This window comes from Vibrio sp. B1REV9 (assembly GCF_905175395.2).
In the GTDB taxonomy this organism is placed as follows: Bacteria; Pseudomonadota; Gammaproteobacteria; order Enterobacterales; family Vibrionaceae; genus Vibrio; species Vibrio alfacsensis.
In genome coordinates, this window is sequence record NZ_HG992746.1 from 402,733 (window position 1) to 418,310 (window position 15,578).

Sequence of the window (15,578 nt, forward strand, 5' to 3'; positions counted from 1 at the left end):
AACTTAAAAAGATAGATTTTTGTTTGACTCTATTTTCGGAATCCGTAAAGTAGCAACCAACGCAGCGGGACACAGTCTTCAAAGTGTTGAAAATAAAGGCGCCTTGGCAGAGTGGCTATGCAGCGGATTGCAAATCCGTGGACCTCGGTTCGACTCCGGGAGGCGCCTCCATTTTACGACATGAGTTCAGTCGTGACATTACGATGTATAAACATCGACGAGCAGCCAGCGAAAGCTGGTTTTTTTGTATCTGTCGTTTTTTGATAGTGATTTTACAGTTTAGCGATACACCTTTTTCTCATCCCGTTACCTTTCTATCTTATTCCAGTGATTACATTTAATCCGTCTTTCTCACTTTTGTATTGAAATAGAATAACGATATCCAACCTTTTGGTTTCCTCGATTTGGCGCACATTTGTTAACAAAAAGCTTTGCTATTGTTTTGTTAATGAAATGGATTGAGTCTTTAACAAACAACGTTAACCTACTAGTGATACAAGATTTGGGGAATAGAGCTAAGGATATGAAACAAGAGCTGTTAATTGAGGCACTTAAAGCCGTTGTCGGGGAAGAAAACGTTCTGACTGATCAGATTAAAACAAAGTACTACCGTACTGGCTTTCGCTCCGGTGGCGGTAAAGCGCTTGCTGTGGTCTTCCCCAATACACTATTAGAGCAATGGAATGTAATAAAGCAATGTGTAGAGAATAATTGCATCGTGATCATGCAAGCTGCCAAGACGGGCTTAACCGAGGGTTCTGCGCCCAGTGGTAGTGATTATGATCGTGATGTAGTGGTGATTAATATTACCAAGATGAAGCAAATCTATTTGCTCGATGGAGGTAAGCAAGCGGTATGTTTACCCGGCGCTAGCTTGCATTCACTAGAGAAAGCACTCAAAGCGGTTAACCGTGCGCCCCATTCTGTGATTGGTTCATCTTCATTAGGCGCGACTGTGGTGGGGGGGATCGCCAATAATTCTGGTGGGGCGCTCGTGAAACGTGGCCCCGCTTATACAGAACTTGCCATATTTGCTCAGGTGGATAAACAAGGCAAATTGAATCTGGTTAATCATTTAGGTATTGAGGGACTAGGCTCTTCACCAGAAGAAATTTTGCAAAACATCCAAGACGGTAATTTTGACCCAGATAAGGTACTTCATGATTCGCGTATGGCATCAGACAAAGAATATGATGAGCGCGTCCGTGACGTTACCTCTGATATTCCATCCCGATTCAATGCCGATGAACGCCGATTATTTGAGGCGAGTGGATGTGCTGGCAAGCTTGGGGTGTTTGCGGTTCGTGTCGACAGCTATCCAATTCCGGAAAAAGAACAAGTTTTTTATCTCGGGACGAATGATCCAAAGAAACTAGCTCAGTTAAGAAAAGATTTTCTGACTCAATTTAAACATTTACCAGAAATGGGGGAGTATCTTCACCGGGATATCTTCAATATGGCGGAAAATTATGGCAAAGATGTTTTTTTGTCGATTGATCGTTTAGGTACGGACAAATTACCAAAACTGTTTTCACTCAAAGCAAAAGTTGAGAATATTTTAGACCGTTTACCCCTCGTGAACAAATATCTTCCAGATACCATGCTGTACTACGTGAGTAAGTTGTTCCCCCAACATTTGCCACCACGTATGTTGGCGTTTCGTGACAACTATGAACACCACCTTGTACTTAAAATGAGTGATGGGGGCATTGAAGAAGCGCAGAAGTATTTAAGAACCGTGTGGAATGCTCATGATGACTGTGACTATTTTGAATGTACGCCGGAAGAGGGTAAAAAAGCTTACTTACATCGTTTTGCCGCAGCGGGGGCCGCTATTCGTTATGAAACTATCCATCGTAAAGAGGTTGAGGACATTGTCGCGCTAGATATTGCGTTACGTCGTAACGATGATGAATGGCTAGAGACGTTACCAGAAGAAGTGAGTAAGAATCTGGTTAAGTCGCTCTATTACGGACACTTTATGTGTTACGTCTTCCATCAAGACTACATATTTAAGAAAGGCACCGACACCAAGTTAATGAAGAAGCTTATGTTGGAGCACTTGAACCGCCGCGGTGCGAAGTACCCAGCCGAACACAATGTTGGTCATCTGTATGAAGCAGAAAGTAGTCTGCAGAAGTTTTACCATGAGTTGGACCCAACGAACACGTTCAACCCAGGAATAGGGATGATGGACCGCTACAAGCGCAATTGTAATTGTTGCGCCTAATATTGTGATGTTTTTCCTGTGTGGTGACACTCAAGTTATACACCTATGTGATGAAGTTTGAGTTTGATATTTATAGCATAAATGCTTAACTTGTAATGTCTTGGATGCAGATAACATAAAAAGGATGAGATGTTATGGAAGACGTATTGATAGTATTTATAGTGTTTGGGGCAATATTTGGTGGTGGTATCGTCAATATGGTCTTAAAGCATCGTAAAGATGTGAAAGCGTTAGAGGTGTCTGAACGTAATCAGCTTTCAACGCAAGAGCGTGATGCGCTTAAAAAACAGGTAGCTGCTTTAACTGAAAGAGTCGAAGTACTGGAGCGCATTGTTACTGATCGTAAGTATCAACTGGATCGAGAAATAGCGTCTTTATAACGTCCCCGTAAATTACAGTGAGATAATTGATTCCATTGGGTGACTTTCATAAAGCCGAAACGCTTGCTGTTTTTCGGCTTTTTTCGTTTCATTAATTCAGGTTTAACTCGTATTTTGAGCTATCAGGTGTTTACATCTCTGGATTATCGCTCATCGAAAAAATCTTTATTGCGGATGTATTTGCTCATTAAGTGATAAGAAAAAGGGCGAATAAGCCAACTCACAATAGAGCGAGCTAAGCGGATCAAAGTAGGGGTGTTTTCGTAAATCCTGCCGTTATATAACCACAGCATTTTTCCAACATGCCAGTAGAGAAAGGGTACCGGAGGCATAAAGGTCACGATGTCGATATCGCAACAGATGCGATAGGTTTTATGACTCAGTCGATAGTGCTTTTTGAACGCCCAGTCTCCAATTGCAGGTTGACCAAAAGTGACAACACGCTTGATACATTTGGGGTATTTCTTTTCAAGGTAATCAGCAAACACGCAACCAATTGCCCCACCTGACGAATGCCCAGTCACCGTAATGCGTTTCCCTTGCAAAATCAGTGGAACAACAGTGGCTTCGAGCCTTTCTAGAACGCTCAGGCCCAAACGGTCTTGATTTCTGCTCGGTGTACTTTCTTGGAATAATAGATGATAGAAGCCACTATGGATTCGGTAGCGCAGGCCTAAGTGGTGACAACGACGTGGCCAGATGAAAAAATTCAGTAACCAATCCGAGAGATTGTGTGAGCCTTTTATCACGACCACCACTTCTGTGCGCTTCTTGCTCCAAAGTACACGGGTCATGGTTTTGCCGAACTGGTTTTTGATGACCCGCTGTCCATCTGGATCAAACCCATATCGAGTCTGCTTAAAGATTCTAGGGTAGGCTAAGCTACAGAGAACTGCGTAACGTTCGTATTGGTATCGTTTTAATGGTTTCACATAACGGTAAAGTGAGTTGCCCAAGTTTTAACCTTAAGATGGGATTATTAAGGAAAAATGAATTGCAGACCTTTAATATGTCGTCATTTAATTGGTGTAAAAATACAGATGCGGAAGAAAAACGTTTTCTGGTAACGCGTATTTTTCAGAATAAAATGGTGTGAGTTTGAGCAAAGTGATTGAGTTGTAATCTTTGGTGTTTCTGTTTTAACCACTTGAATAAAAAAGCTAAAAATTTTATTGACCCAGAATCTAAATGCGTTAAAGTACGCCTCGTTCTCACGGCGAAAGTCGTTGGAACAGATGGTGTTACCATCGCATGATTGCGTTGCCCTGGTGGTGAAATTGGTAGACACAAGGGATTTAAAATCCCTCGACTTTCGAGTCGTGCCGGTTCAAGTCCGGCCCGGGGCACCATCAATCATTATGTCAGTAGACATGAATGCGACACTAGCTCAGTTGGTAGAGCGCAACCTTGCCAAGGTTGAGGTCACGAGTTCGAACCTCGTGTGTCGCTCCAATATTCATCTTAGGGTATTGGTATCATTAAGGCGCCTTGGCAGAGTGGCTATGCAGCGGATTGCAAATCCGTGGACCTCGGTTCGACTCCGGGAGGCGCCTCCATTCGATAACGATTATCGAGAAAGAACATTGAAAACCTCGTCCGTGTGACGGGGTTTTTTCGTTTCTAAATCAGTCCGTTTATACCCCTCTTAGTCCGCTTATAGCGATCATAGTTGCTTATAGCAATCAAAGTCGTTTCTAGCGATCATAGCCGCTTATACCAATCAGTAGTTTGGTTTCTATATCAACCAGTAGTAACTGAGGCCAATCGTAGTATATAACTCGGCATGTTTCTCATGATAACGGCTTATCAATAATTTTCGTTCCTTATCGGGCGAGGTCTTATGTCAACTTTGAGCTCTTACTTGGATCACCGACTTTGCCTACTTGTTCTGATTGGGTTTTACCTAGCTGAATCTTAACGTGCCTTGAATACCTAATTTCCGTTGTTAAAACTTAACCAGATTGCATGTTTTATAATTGATTTGTCTGTATGTTAAGCGATTGAATGCTCAAAACTAATTTTTTTGTTGACCGAAAATTTAATTAGGTTAAAGTACGCCTCGTTCTCACGGCGAAAGTCGTTGAAACAGATGGTGGTACCATCGCATGATTGCGTTGCCCTGGTGGTGAAATTGGTAGACACAAGGGATTTAAAATCCCTCGACTTTCGAGTCGTGCCGGTTCAAGTCCGGCCCGGGGCACCATCTAGTTCAAATGCAAGTGTATTAGAGAACACTATCGGTAAGGCGCCTTGGCAGAGTGGCTATGCAGCGGATTGCAAATCCGTGGACCTCGGTTCGACTCCGGGAGGCGCCTCCATTCGATAACGATTATCGCGAAAGAATTTTGAAAGCCCCGTCCATGTGACGGGGCTTTTTCGTTTCAGAGTTTTAAAGAATGGAGTTTTAAAGAATGGAAGTGGGGCGTTGTTTATTTTCGGTTTATATTCTAGTGCTTAGTGCTTAGTGCTTAGTGAGTCAGCCGATAACTCTATTTGGTTTTGAACTGAATATGCGTAAACTTAGAATATTCGGTGCCAATAAAAGCTAAGAATAAAAGGCGATAGGGCAGTATTAGGATGCTAAGTAGGCAATGTGTTGCTTTTTTTGTCAAACAAACCAAAAGAATGTTTTTTTCTTTGACTCTTTAGAATAAATCATTAAAGTACGCCCCATCGGAACGACAGTTGTCGTGCTGATACTTCAATCAGCTTCAATCAGCTTCATTCAGAAGCAACAAGATGGCGCCTTGGCAGAGTGGCTATGCAGCGGATTGCAAATCCGTGGACCTCGGTTCGACTCCGGGAGGCGCCTCCATCTCATAAATATGTCTCAATACTACCCCTTTAGCTTTTCTAGACTGTCATCCTAATCCTTTTGTCATCCATTCGTTACATCTAATTATCGTTCGCCTGCTAATTTACTACTTTCGTATTTTCAATTTCTTGATTTTTTGTACCCATCATTCGTTCAATAATAAACACGAGCTTCTGATCCATAGGATTGAATCTAAGTAAGTTTGTGTTCGCACACTCTTCTTAATGTTTTTTGTTTGAGCTGGTAGAAAATGTTTACACGTATTAGATTTCGTTGCAGGGAAACTAGATGCATTTGATGCGTCTAATTGATACCATCATCTATTCAGGCGCTTGTTCATATTATGGATATATGAGTATTCGTGCCTAATATTGCCGATCACGTCCAAGGAGGGTAACAGATGCTAGATCGTAGGCGAGCTGGAGTCACTGCTGTATTGCTAAGTGTTGTATCGATGGGGGCATTCGCGGCATCTATGGCGAGCTATCCTGATGGGTGGCAAGATTGGCCGGTCGTGAAAGAATCACAAAACCTACCTGCTGATACGGTTCTCCCGCCAGATACCTCCTTGTTTATACAAGAATCTGTCCGAGCTTACAGCTGGATAAACAATGGGCAAGGTTCGCCACTGACTATTCGCGTTAATCCATCTAAATTGGAACAATATAAAACGCATGGTCCTTATACGGATGGACCAACAGCCGTTGCAATCTCAGAAGTGGATGGCATTGTTTGGGTAACGGAACATATTGGTGGGTTAGCGATTTACGGTAGTTACGATCGCGAGGGTAAAGACGTCAGTCATACGCACCCAAGTTTAGAGCCAAATTTTTGTCAAAGCTGCCATACCACTTATCAAGATATCTGTATCAATGGCACATGTGCTGAGCCGGTACTTGGTGTCTACAAAGATAAGTAATTAGTACATTGGGTAAGCGTTTATTTGGCTTATTGACGATAAATCAGATGCTTTTTGTTTCGCATCTGTTTTTAGTCCTGTCTATTATTCTGGGCATGTCATTCGCTCGCTATCAAAGTGAGTGGGAAATGCGAATCGAGCACGCTGCTGCCATTACGAAATCTCACCTTGCGGCTCAGATGACGTTCTTTTCTTCATCTATCGCCGGCCGTAATTACGCCAATTTGATGATGCCGTCCACCAAAGAAGATCTCCGTGCGATTGATAAATTGCTATTTCTCGAAATTTCAGGTGTTTCGGATTACACCAAGAAAACTGTTTCCGTACGTTATTTGTCTCAAGATCATCAAGTCTGGCGAACGGATGTGTCTGACCAAGAAGTCAATGAACTCAAGCAGCGCAAGGCACTGTTAGAGCAAATGTTATCGAAAACAGGCGCAGAAGATGCCCTTAAGCAGAAAAAATTGGGCTACCTCATTAATAAAACCAGCATTGACCTTGATGCTTTGATTTCAAGTCAGAAACTTAGTGCTACTACAGAGCTACCTTGGAACAAAGCATCTTTAGGACAGTTGGATTATTTCTACGACTCACTCCATTCGGTATTACATGTGTGTGTTCCGTTGCGGAATATCAATGGGGGATACATTTGGGTAGTTTTGGATGCAAGTGATTTGGATGCATTCAAGTTGCAGCTTATTAGAGAGCTTGTTTATGAGGCGATTATTGCCGCACTTATATCGATGGTGCTTATCTATATGGTGACGATATGGATTGTCAGCCCATTAACTCGCTTGTCGCTTTCGATGAAAAAAGACATTGAAAAGATCGACCAAACACATATTCCTGAAATTACACGCTCAGATGAAATTGGTGATTTGGCACGAGCGTATTCAAGCCTTATTACCAAAATTAAAAATCAGTTACGAGTACTGCGTATGCAGACGGATACGGACACTTTAACCGGGATAGGCTCTCGCTTTCGGTACAATCGTATGGGGCCGACGCTTGTACTTAACGGGCTTCAGAAGCATAAATACGTGTGTTTTGTGTTGTGTGATATCGACAATTTCAAGAAGTTTAATGATACCTACGGGCATACCGAGGGAGACAATGCGCTATGTGAGGTTGCCAATGTGTTTAATAAGCATTTAGGGGAGTCTCAACCAGCATTTCGCTTAGGTGGTGAAGAATTTGCCTTACTGATTTATGGCAATACCATAGATGAAATACATAACAAAGTACAAGACGTCAGATGTGCTGTAGAACAGATGGCCATTCCGCATGTTAAGAATGAACCGTCTGGAGTCGTGACCATTTCTGTGGGGGCGGTACCTATGACCACATTGGATAATTTTATAACGCTAGAAGCGTGCCAAACAGGCTTAGAACAAGCTTTCGAAGATGCAGACAAAAACTTATACGTTGCAAAAGACAAAGGCCGGAATATTGTAATTATGGCGGATACGCTCAATATCAATTAACGATGTTTTTATGTGTAAAAATGTGGCAAAAGTGTCGCTAGGATAGTTTGACTTTCTTTAATTTCGTTTAAATTACGAAAGAATAGATAAAATTATACGAAGTTAGTCACATCTACCCCTTTAGGGTAGTTTTATTCCGTAATTGATTTACATCATGTATTAATTTTCTTTCACAATTAACAATGCGCTCAGTGATAAGAACCTAACCCTTAGGAATTAGAATGAGCAAGTTGAAGCTAGTTGTCATCGGTAACGGCATGGTAGGCCACCGTTACATCGAAGACTTAGTCGACAAAACCGATGTTTCTAATATGGACATTACGGTTTTCTGTGAAGAACCTCGTGTCGCATATGATCGTGTACACCTTTCCTCTTACTTTTCTCACCACACTGCAGACGAGCTTTCCTTAGTAAAAGAAGGTTTCTACGACAAGCACGGAATTAAGATGCTGATTGGCGAACGCGCGATCAACATTAACCGTGAAAATCGCATTGTGTATTCAAGCACTGGACGAGAAGTTCAATACGATAAGCTGATTCTTGCTACTGGCTCATTCCCATTTGTTCCACCTATCAAAGGTCACGAAAGCAAAGACTGTTTTGTTTACCGTACGATCGAAGATCTTAAAGCGATCGAAGCGTGTGCGAAGAAGAGCAAATCAGGCGTTGTTATCGGTGGTGGTCTGCTTGGTCTTGAAGCAGCAGGCGCACTGAAAGCACTAGGTGTAGAGACTCACGTTGTTGAATTTGCACCTAAGCTAATGGCTGAGCAACTTGACCTTGCTGGTGGTAACCAACTGCGTCAAAAGATCGAGCGTATGGGCGTGAACGTCCACACCAGCAAAAACACGCTTGAGATTGCTGCAGAAGGAACAAACGCTCGCAACGTTATGCGCTTCGCAGACGGCACTGAGCTAGAAACAGACTTCATCGTATTCTCAGCAGGTATTCGTCCACAAGACAAACTAGCACGCCAAATGGAACTAGAAGTAGCACCTCGTGGCGGTGTTGCTATTAACGACCATTGTCAGACTTCTGATGAGAACATCTACGCAATCGGTGAGTGTGCGTCTTGGAACGAAATGTTCTACGGCCTTGTTGCTCCTGGTTACAAGATGGCGACCGTTGCGGTTGATCACTTGCTAGGTAATACAGAAAGCAAATTTGAAGGCGCAGACATGTCTGCGAAGCTGAAACTGTTGGGCGTGAAAGTCGGTTCTATCGGCGACGCAAATGGCCGAACAGAGGGCTGTAAGAGCTACGTTTACCAAAACGAAGAACAAGAGGTTTACAAGCGTCTTATCGTTTCAGCAGACAACAAGAAACTGCTTGGTGCAGTGATGGTTGGTGATACGTCTGACTACGGTGATCTTCTACAGCTTATGCTGAATGAAATCGACCTACCTGAACACCCTGATGCACTAATTCTTCCTGCACACGCCGGCGCAGAAAAACCATCACTGGGTGCAGATGCACTTCCAGAAAGCGCGGTTATTTGTTCATGTTTCGACGTAACCAAAGGCAAGATCGCGCAAGCGGTGGCTGATGGTCATCACACATTGGGTGATATCAAAGCAGTGACAGGCGCAGGTACGGGCTGTGGTGGCTGTATTCCTCTAGTGACGTCAGTACTGAACGCAGAACTTGCGAAGTCGGGTATTGAAGTGAAGAGCGACGTATGTGAGCACTTTGCTTACTCGCGCCAAGAGTTGTTCCACCTTATTCGTATCGAAGAGATCAAAACGTTTGATGAACTTCTAGTGAAATACGGCAAGGGTTACGGCTGCGAAGTGTGTAAACCACTGACTGGTTCTATCTTGGCATCTTGCTGGGGTGAGCACATTCTTAAGCCGCAACTGGTTAAGCTGCACGACACGAACGATAATTTCCTAGGTAACATCCAAAAAGACGGCACTTACTCTGTAATCCCACGTATGGCGGGTGGTGAAGTAACACCTCAAGCACTGGGTGCGCTAGCGAACGTTGCTGCAGAATACAACCTATATACCAAAGTCACCGGTGCTCAACGTATTGGTTTGTTTGGTGCTCAAAAAGACGATCTTCCGGAGATCTGGCGCAAGCTTATCGACGCTGGTTTCGAAACAGGTCAAGCGTACGCAAAAGCACTTCGTATGGCGAAGACATGTGTTGGCTCAACGTGGTGTCGTTACGGCGTTCAAGATTCTGTTGGTCTAGGTTCGTACATCGAGAACCGTTACAAAGGCATTCGTACACCTCATAAGATGAAGTTCGGTGTTTCTGGCTGTACTCGTGAGTGTGCGGAAGCACAAGGTAAAGACCTTGGAATCATCGCGACTGATGCAGGTTGGAACATGTACGTATGTGGTAACGGCGGTATGAAGCCTCGTCACGCAGACCTACTTGCAAGTGACCTAGATAAAGAAACGCTAATCAAGTACATCGACCGCTTCATGATGTTCTACATCCGTACTGCTGCGCCACTACAACGTACATCAGTTTGGATGGAAAACATGGAAGGTGGCGTTGACTACCTACGCGAAGTGATTGTTAACGACAAACTTGGCATCAACGCGCAACTAGAAGCTGACGTAGCGAAGCTTGTCGACGAGTACGAGTGTGAGTGGACTGCGACCATCAACGACGAATCACAACTGACTCGTTTCGCGCACTTCATCAACTCAGACAAGCGCGATGATAACGTTGTGTTTGTACAAGAGCGTGAACAGCACCGCCCAGCAACCTTCACGGAAAAACACCCTGAAGCGAAAGGCGACATCCTACACGTAGCGATTACAGAAGCATAAGGAAGAGTTGATATGTCATTTGAAAAGATTTGCCAAATCAGCGATATCGTACCAGGCACAGGTGTTTGTGCGCTGATTGATGGAAAGCAAGTTGCCGTATTTCGTCCGACGGAAGCAGAAGAAGTCATGGCGATCAGCAATACAGACCCGTTCTTCCAATCAAACGTGCTTTCTCGTGGTTTGATCTGTGAGCACCAAGGCGAACTTTGGGTGGCTAGTCCACTTAAAAAGCAACGCTTTAATTTAGCAACCGGTGTTTGTATGGAAGACGAGCGTTTCAATGTGAAAGCGTACAAAGCTCGCGTGAAAAACGGCGAAGTGGAAATTTCTGCATAAGCTCGATTTGCATTCCCTTCTCTTAGGGGGAGGGAATGCAAAGAACACTAGATTCAATAGACAAAGGTTTTCCCTTGGTCATCTGCGGGGGACAAGGAAGCGAGATGTTACTGAGTTAACGGGAAGCCTTTCTCTATTCAATCTTTAATTTTTAACTTTCACATTTTTGAATAAGGACACATTCATGTCTACTGACTTTAAGCCTGCAGAATTCGTGCAAACCATGATCAACGTGGGTGAAGCGAAAACCAACACCAGTACTCGCGATCTTCTTCTTCGTGGAACGATGGCTGGAATAATTCTTTCTCTGGCGGTTGTGGTCGCAATTACAGCGATGGTGCAAACAGGAATTGGCCTTGTAGGGGCACTTGTCTTCCCTGTCGGTTTTGTGATTCTCAGTGTTATGGGTTACGACCTCGTCACAGGTGTTTTCGGCCTTGCACCATTAGCGAAGTTCGCCAATCGTCCTGGCATCACGTGGAATCGCATCTTCCGTTGTTGGGGACTTGTTGGTTTGGGTAACCTAATCGGTTCTCTGATCGTTGCTTACCTAGTGGCTATCTCTTTGACAGGTAACTTCTCTTTAGAACTGAATGCGGTAGCGAAGAAATTTGTCGCGGTTTCTACCGCACGTAGCCTTGGTTTTGAGAATATGGGTATGGACGGATGGATCACGTGTTTCGTGCGCGGTATCTTCTGTAACCTGATGGTGTGTCTAGGTGTTATCGGCAACATGACAGCACGTTCAGTGTCTGGTCGCGTAGCGATGATGTGGTTCCCAATTTTCATCTTCTTCGCGCTCGTATTTGAGCACACAGTAGTAAACATGTTCCTATTCCCACTAGGTATGATTCTAGGTGCGGATTTTGGCATTGCGACATGGTTGAACTTCAACCTAATTCCAACCATCCTAGGTAACATTGTTGGTGGTTTAGTCATGACATGTATTCCACTGTACCTAACTCATGCTAAAACTGCGCCTGCTATCAATGCGCAAGACGAAGTAAAAGTTGAACCTGCAATGGTGAAATAATTTGCTTGTGCTGGTCCCATTTTTAGATAGATGGGACCATGCTTCAATTTTAACTTTCATCTGTTATTTTATTGATTTAGCGATAAAAAGTAATCACTCTTTAGAGTAGTTTGAACCTCAATTGGATCACGTGAGTGTTACTTTTTATATCTAAATTTACCGATAGGCATCGATATGACTGCAGTTCATTCATCTTTAAACAGCGGCTTTGTTTCACTAGTGGGCGCAGGACCTGGCGATCCTGATCTGCTCACAGTAAAAGGCTTAAAAGCAATTCAAGCGGCTGAAGTGGTTGTGTATGACCGTTTAGTGTCGAAAGACATTCTTGAATTGGCTCATGCATCAGCAGAGATGATTTATGTCGGTAAGAAACTCGACTTTCATTGCGTACCACAAGATCAAATCAATCAAATATTGGTACAAAAAGCACAAGAGGGTAAGCGGGTGGTGCGCCTAAAAGGTGGCGATTCGTTTATTTTTGGCCGTGGTGGTGAAGAGCTAGAAGAGTTAGCCGAGTTTGGCATCAAATACGAAGTGGTTCCGGGTATTACGGCCGCTGCTGGTGCGACAGCTTATGCGGGTATTCCTTTGACGCATCGTGATCATGCACAGAGCGTTCAATTTATTACCGGACACGTACAAAAAGATGGCCGTGAGATTGAATGGCACTCATTGGCTCAGTCAAACAACACACTTGTGTTCTACATGGGACTAAAACAAAGTGGTCACATCATGGATAAGCTGATCACGCATGGGTTAGATCCAGAAATGTCATGTGCGATCATCGAAAATGGTACACGACCAGAGCAGCGTGTGTTTCAGGGGAAGTTGAGTGAATTGTCGAATATGGCAGAGCAAGCTGTGAGCCCGGCATTGATTGTAGTTGGCAGTGTTACTCAGTTGCACAACAAATTGGATTGGTTTGGCAAATGCTAACTTTCTAAAAGCAAATTTCCTAACAGCTAGGTTTCATGATGGCCAAGTTTTATAATAACTAATCCTCATAATAACTAAGCGTCATAGTAGCTAAGTTTCATCATAACTTGGCTGCACATGACTAAACATTAGATAGCACAAGGGCTGCGTTTCTGTTGCATTTCTCTTTTTCGCATAGGCATTTGATCAATGAGGTTATTGATGAATTGCCAATCGGTTTTTGCGCCCCAGCGGTGTTTTTCTTCACCGTCTTTGCCTAACAGAATGGCGGTGTGCTGGCCTTGCTTTACTTGATAGAGCTTGGCAAGCATCTTTAGATCGAACTCTTCTTTTAACCACGCCGGCTGGGTAAATCCATCTTCAGCAATCACCAGTGTGACAATGTCACGGTCTTCGAGTTCGCATTCGTTCATTAAGGCTTCGAGCAAAAACTGTTTCACGTGGTCATCATTGGTCGGTGCAAAATACAGCACACTTCGATGTGGCCAGTATTGCCCATGTGACGGATAGCCAAAAGCAGCAGTGGACACGAGGCACGAAACCAATAGAGCGAGTACTTTGTGTATCATGACATTACTCCTTTAAACGCGAACAACAAGTCTGGTCACGCCTGTAAACCAAGTCACTCTCGCTGAACTAAGTCTTTGACAAGGGCACCTTGAGATTACTTGTCTATATACGTAAGTTTAGTGGAAATCGCTCATTGTGCTTTTGGACAAAGTCGCTTAGGGTATGCAGCAAAAGATAAGGTGTATGAAATAGATGAGTTCGGAAAATAAAAAAACAGTCGCGATTCTTGCTGATGTGCAGAATGTGTATTATACCTGCCGAGAAGCGTATCGAGCTAATTTTGACTACAACCAATTCTGGTATGTGGCGGCACAGGACAAACATGTGGTCAGTGCTCGCGCATATGCTATTGCTAGTAACGATCCTAAACAGCGTCAATTCCATCATATTTTACGCGGTGTGGGCTTTGAAGTGATGTTAAAACCTTTTATCCAGCGCAGAGATGGTAGCGCTAAAGGGGATTGGGATGTTGGCATCACGCTCGATGCGATAGAGATTGCTCCAGAGGTAGACGAAGTGATTCTGGTTTCTGGTGATGGTGATTTTACGATGTTAGTTGAGCGTATCCAGCAACGTTTTAATAAGAAAGTCACTGTTTATGGCGTACCGAAGCTTACGTCTCAGACTCTCATTGATGCGGCGGACAGCTTTATTGCAATAGAAGACGATTTTTTGCTGTAATCGCTTATTTGTGGTGATGAATGTCAAGAACAGAGGTGAATTGATCGAATGATCAATTCACCGTTGTGATGCCGTAGAACTGATGAAAGTTGGCACTCGTTCAGCTCTACGGATTCGCGAAAGTCATTAACTTTGCTCACCAACCTCACTTTCCACCGCGCTATCAGCACCTTGTTCAGTCGCTGGGTTTTGCTCTTCTGCTTCCATTTTTGCACGTTCAGCTTTAGAGATGTAACGAGGCTTGTTGCTTTTGTGCAGTTTTGAATTCTGCTTCTTTAGCTTTGATTTTAAAATTTGGTTGATTTTCTTCTTGCGGTTCATGGTGTTGGTCCTTTAATTTAGCGGGGCAGAATAGTGATTTTTCCGCTAAGTTACAAGCCTAATGGATACCCTATGAGAACACTTAATACAGAGCGCCTAATACTACGTCTTGTTAGTGTAGAAGATGCGCCGTTTATTTTAGAGCTCTACAACCAGCCAGACTTCTACCGCTTTGTTGGAGACAAGCAAATTCGCTCCCTTGAAGAAGCGGAACGTTATATTCAAGATAACATGCTACGCATGCAAGAACGGAAAGGCGTAAGTTTGTTGGTCGTTGAAACCAAAGTAGATAACCAGCCAATTGGGATTTGTGGTTTAGTGAAGCGTGATACTTTAACCGCGTTTGATATTGGTTACGGCTATTTACCTGATGCTTATGGAAAAGGCTATGCTATTGAGGCCGCGCGAGCGGTAATTCGTCATGCGCGAGATGGAATGCAAATAGAAAACTTGGTTGCCATCACCAATAATGACAATCATCGCAGTATTTCGTTGTTAGGTAAGCTCGGCTTCCAGTATGAACGTATCGAGCAGACTTACGACAACGGTAGAACGTTACAGCTTTACACTATGGCATTGTAGTTCGACGTTGTAGTTTGATGTTGATTTAGATTTCGGTCGAGGTTGATTTAGTTTAAGGTTCATTTAGTTTAAGGCTGATGTATGAGCGACATTTTAATCGGTAAACTTGCCACTGAATTTAAAACCGTCAAGGCGATGGTCGAGGTTTATTGCAACGATCACCATGGTACTCGTCATCATGACGGTGGTGGGCTTTGTACAGAGTGCCGTGAATTGTTGGAATACGCAGAAGTGCGACTAGATCGTTGCCCGTATGGGGAAGACAAACCGACGTGCAATAAATGTCCAATTCACTGCTATAAACCAAAGCCAAAAGAGCAAATGCGGTTGGTTATGCGTTATTCGGGGCCAAGAATGTTGCTCAAACATCCTATCTTGGCTATTCGTCACTTAGTGCATGAGAAGCGGAGCGTTCCGGAAAAACCTATTGCAAATGCATCTAACCGACATCGAAGAATGAACAAATAAAAACGAGGACACTAGGTCCTCGTTTTTATTATCATGA

Annotated in this window: 14 protein-coding genes and 7 tRNA genes; 18 read left to right on the forward strand and 3 right to left on the reverse strand. The window is 43.6% G+C overall.

Annotated features, from left to right (window positions below; translation table 11 throughout):
• The first annotated feature begins 97 nt into the window (after window positions 1–97).
• From KHN78_RS16015 to KHN78_RS16025, 3 genes are all read left to right on the forward strand, one after another.
• A tRNA-Cys gene (locus KHN78_RS16015) sits at window positions 98–171 on the forward strand.
• Window positions 172–523: 352 nt separating this feature from the next.
• Window positions 524–2,230 carry a D-lactate dehydrogenase gene (gene dld, locus KHN78_RS16020; protein WP_211917152.1) on the forward strand — a complete coding sequence of 569 codons (1,707 nt, stop codon included), beginning with the start codon at window positions 524–526 and terminating at the stop codon, window positions 2,228–2,230.
• 134 nt (window positions 2,231–2,364) lie between these two features.
• Window positions 2,365–2,610 (forward strand): nitrite reductase, encoded by a 246-nt coding sequence (locus tag KHN78_RS16025; RefSeq protein WP_128812957.1) that lies wholly within the window; start codon window positions 2,365–2,367, stop codon window positions 2,608–2,610.
• 143 nt (window positions 2,611–2,753) lie between these two features.
• Here the strand turns inward: KHN78_RS16025 and KHN78_RS16030 are convergent, their stop codons facing one another.
• Window positions 2,754–3,542, reverse strand: coding sequence for a lipase family protein (locus KHN78_RS16030; RefSeq protein ID WP_211918856.1), 789 nt, complete (start codon window positions 3,540–3,542; stop codon window positions 2,754–2,756).
• 330 nt (window positions 3,543–3,872) lie between these two features.
• On the opposite strand from KHN78_RS16030, the gene KHN78_RS16035 reads away from it, so the two are divergent.
• From KHN78_RS16035 to cobA, 12 genes are all read left to right on the forward strand, one after another.
• A tRNA-Leu gene (locus KHN78_RS16035) sits at window positions 3,873–3,959 on the forward strand.
• 27 nt (window positions 3,960–3,986) lie between these two features.
• A tRNA-Gly gene (locus KHN78_RS16040) sits at window positions 3,987–4,062 on the forward strand.
• Between the two features lie 30 nt (window positions 4,063–4,092).
• Window positions 4,093–4,166, forward strand: a tRNA-Cys gene (locus tag KHN78_RS16045).
• Window positions 4,167–4,726: 560 nt separating this feature from the next.
• Window positions 4,727–4,813 (forward strand) — tRNA-Leu (locus tag KHN78_RS16050).
• 41 nt (window positions 4,814–4,854) lie between these two features.
• Window positions 4,855–4,928, forward strand: a tRNA-Cys gene (locus tag KHN78_RS16055).
• A gap of 423 nt (window positions 4,929–5,351) precedes the next feature.
• A tRNA-Cys gene (locus KHN78_RS16060) sits at window positions 5,352–5,425 on the forward strand.
• A 400-nt stretch (window positions 5,426–5,825) separates the two neighbouring features.
• A complete protein-coding gene (locus tag KHN78_RS16065; protein ID WP_411912354.1) occupies window positions 5,826–6,344 on the forward strand; it encodes a hypothetical protein in 519 nt (172 codons plus the stop codon).
• A gap of 47 nt (window positions 6,345–6,391) precedes the next feature.
• The gene (locus KHN78_RS16070) at window positions 6,392–7,828 is read left to right on the forward strand and encodes a GGDEF domain-containing protein (protein WP_211917154.1); all 1,437 of its coding nucleotides are present in this window, start codon (window positions 6,392–6,394) and stop codon (window positions 7,826–7,828) included.
• A 221-nt stretch (window positions 7,829–8,049) separates the two neighbouring features.
• Window positions 8,050–10,614: a nitrite reductase large subunit NirB gene (nirB, locus tag KHN78_RS16075; protein WP_211917156.1), complete on the forward strand. Its 2,565-nt coding sequence runs from the start codon at window positions 8,050–8,052 to the stop codon at window positions 10,612–10,614.
• Window positions 10,615–10,626: 12 nt separating this feature from the next.
• Window positions 10,627–10,950, forward strand: coding sequence for a nitrite reductase small subunit NirD (gene nirD, locus KHN78_RS16080; protein ID WP_211917159.1), 324 nt, complete (start codon window positions 10,627–10,629; stop codon window positions 10,948–10,950).
• 184 nt (window positions 10,951–11,134) lie between these two features.
• Entirely contained in the window at window positions 11,135–11,983 is an 849-nt protein-coding gene (locus KHN78_RS16085) for a formate/nitrite transporter family protein (protein WP_211917161.1), read from the forward strand.
• Window positions 11,984–12,157: 174 nt separating this feature from the next.
• Window positions 12,158–12,919, forward strand: coding sequence for a uroporphyrinogen-III C-methyltransferase (cobA, locus tag KHN78_RS16090; RefSeq protein ID WP_211917163.1), 762 nt, complete (start codon window positions 12,158–12,160; stop codon window positions 12,917–12,919).
• Between the two features lie 128 nt (window positions 12,920–13,047).
• Here cobA and KHN78_RS16095 read toward each other — a convergent pair whose 3' ends face one another.
• Window positions 13,048–13,488 carry a DUF4174 domain-containing protein gene (locus KHN78_RS16095; RefSeq protein ID WP_211917165.1) on the reverse strand — a complete coding sequence of 147 codons (441 nt, stop codon included), beginning with the start codon at window positions 13,486–13,488 and terminating at the stop codon, window positions 13,048–13,050.
• Window positions 13,489–13,681: 193 nt separating this feature from the next.
• Here KHN78_RS16095 and KHN78_RS16100 point away from each other — a divergent pair, with 193 nt between their 5' ends.
• Window positions 13,682–14,170, forward strand: a complete 489-nt coding sequence (locus KHN78_RS16100; protein WP_211917167.1) for an NYN domain-containing protein — start codon at window positions 13,682–13,684, stop codon at window positions 14,168–14,170.
• 126 nt (window positions 14,171–14,296) lie between these two features.
• Here the strand turns inward: KHN78_RS16100 and KHN78_RS16105 are convergent, their stop codons facing one another.
• A complete protein-coding gene (locus tag KHN78_RS16105) occupies window positions 14,297–14,491 on the reverse strand; it encodes a DUF2986 domain-containing protein (RefSeq protein ID WP_211917169.1) in 195 nt (64 codons plus the stop codon).
• Window positions 14,492–14,563: 72 nt separating this feature from the next.
• Between KHN78_RS16105 and KHN78_RS16110 the strand changes: the two genes are divergently transcribed.
• Together KHN78_RS16110 and KHN78_RS16115 are read left to right on the forward strand one after the other, a co-directional pair.
• The gene (locus KHN78_RS16110) at window positions 14,564–15,073 is read left to right on the forward strand and encodes a GNAT family N-acetyltransferase (protein WP_211917171.1); all 510 of its coding nucleotides are present in this window, start codon (window positions 14,564–14,566) and stop codon (window positions 15,071–15,073) included.
• 81 nt (window positions 15,074–15,154) lie between these two features.
• Window positions 15,155–15,541: a nitrous oxide-stimulated promoter family protein gene (locus KHN78_RS16115; RefSeq protein WP_211917173.1), complete on the forward strand. Its 387-nt coding sequence runs from the start codon at window positions 15,155–15,157 to the stop codon at window positions 15,539–15,541.
• The last annotated feature ends 37 nt before the right edge of the window (window positions 15,542–15,578 follow it).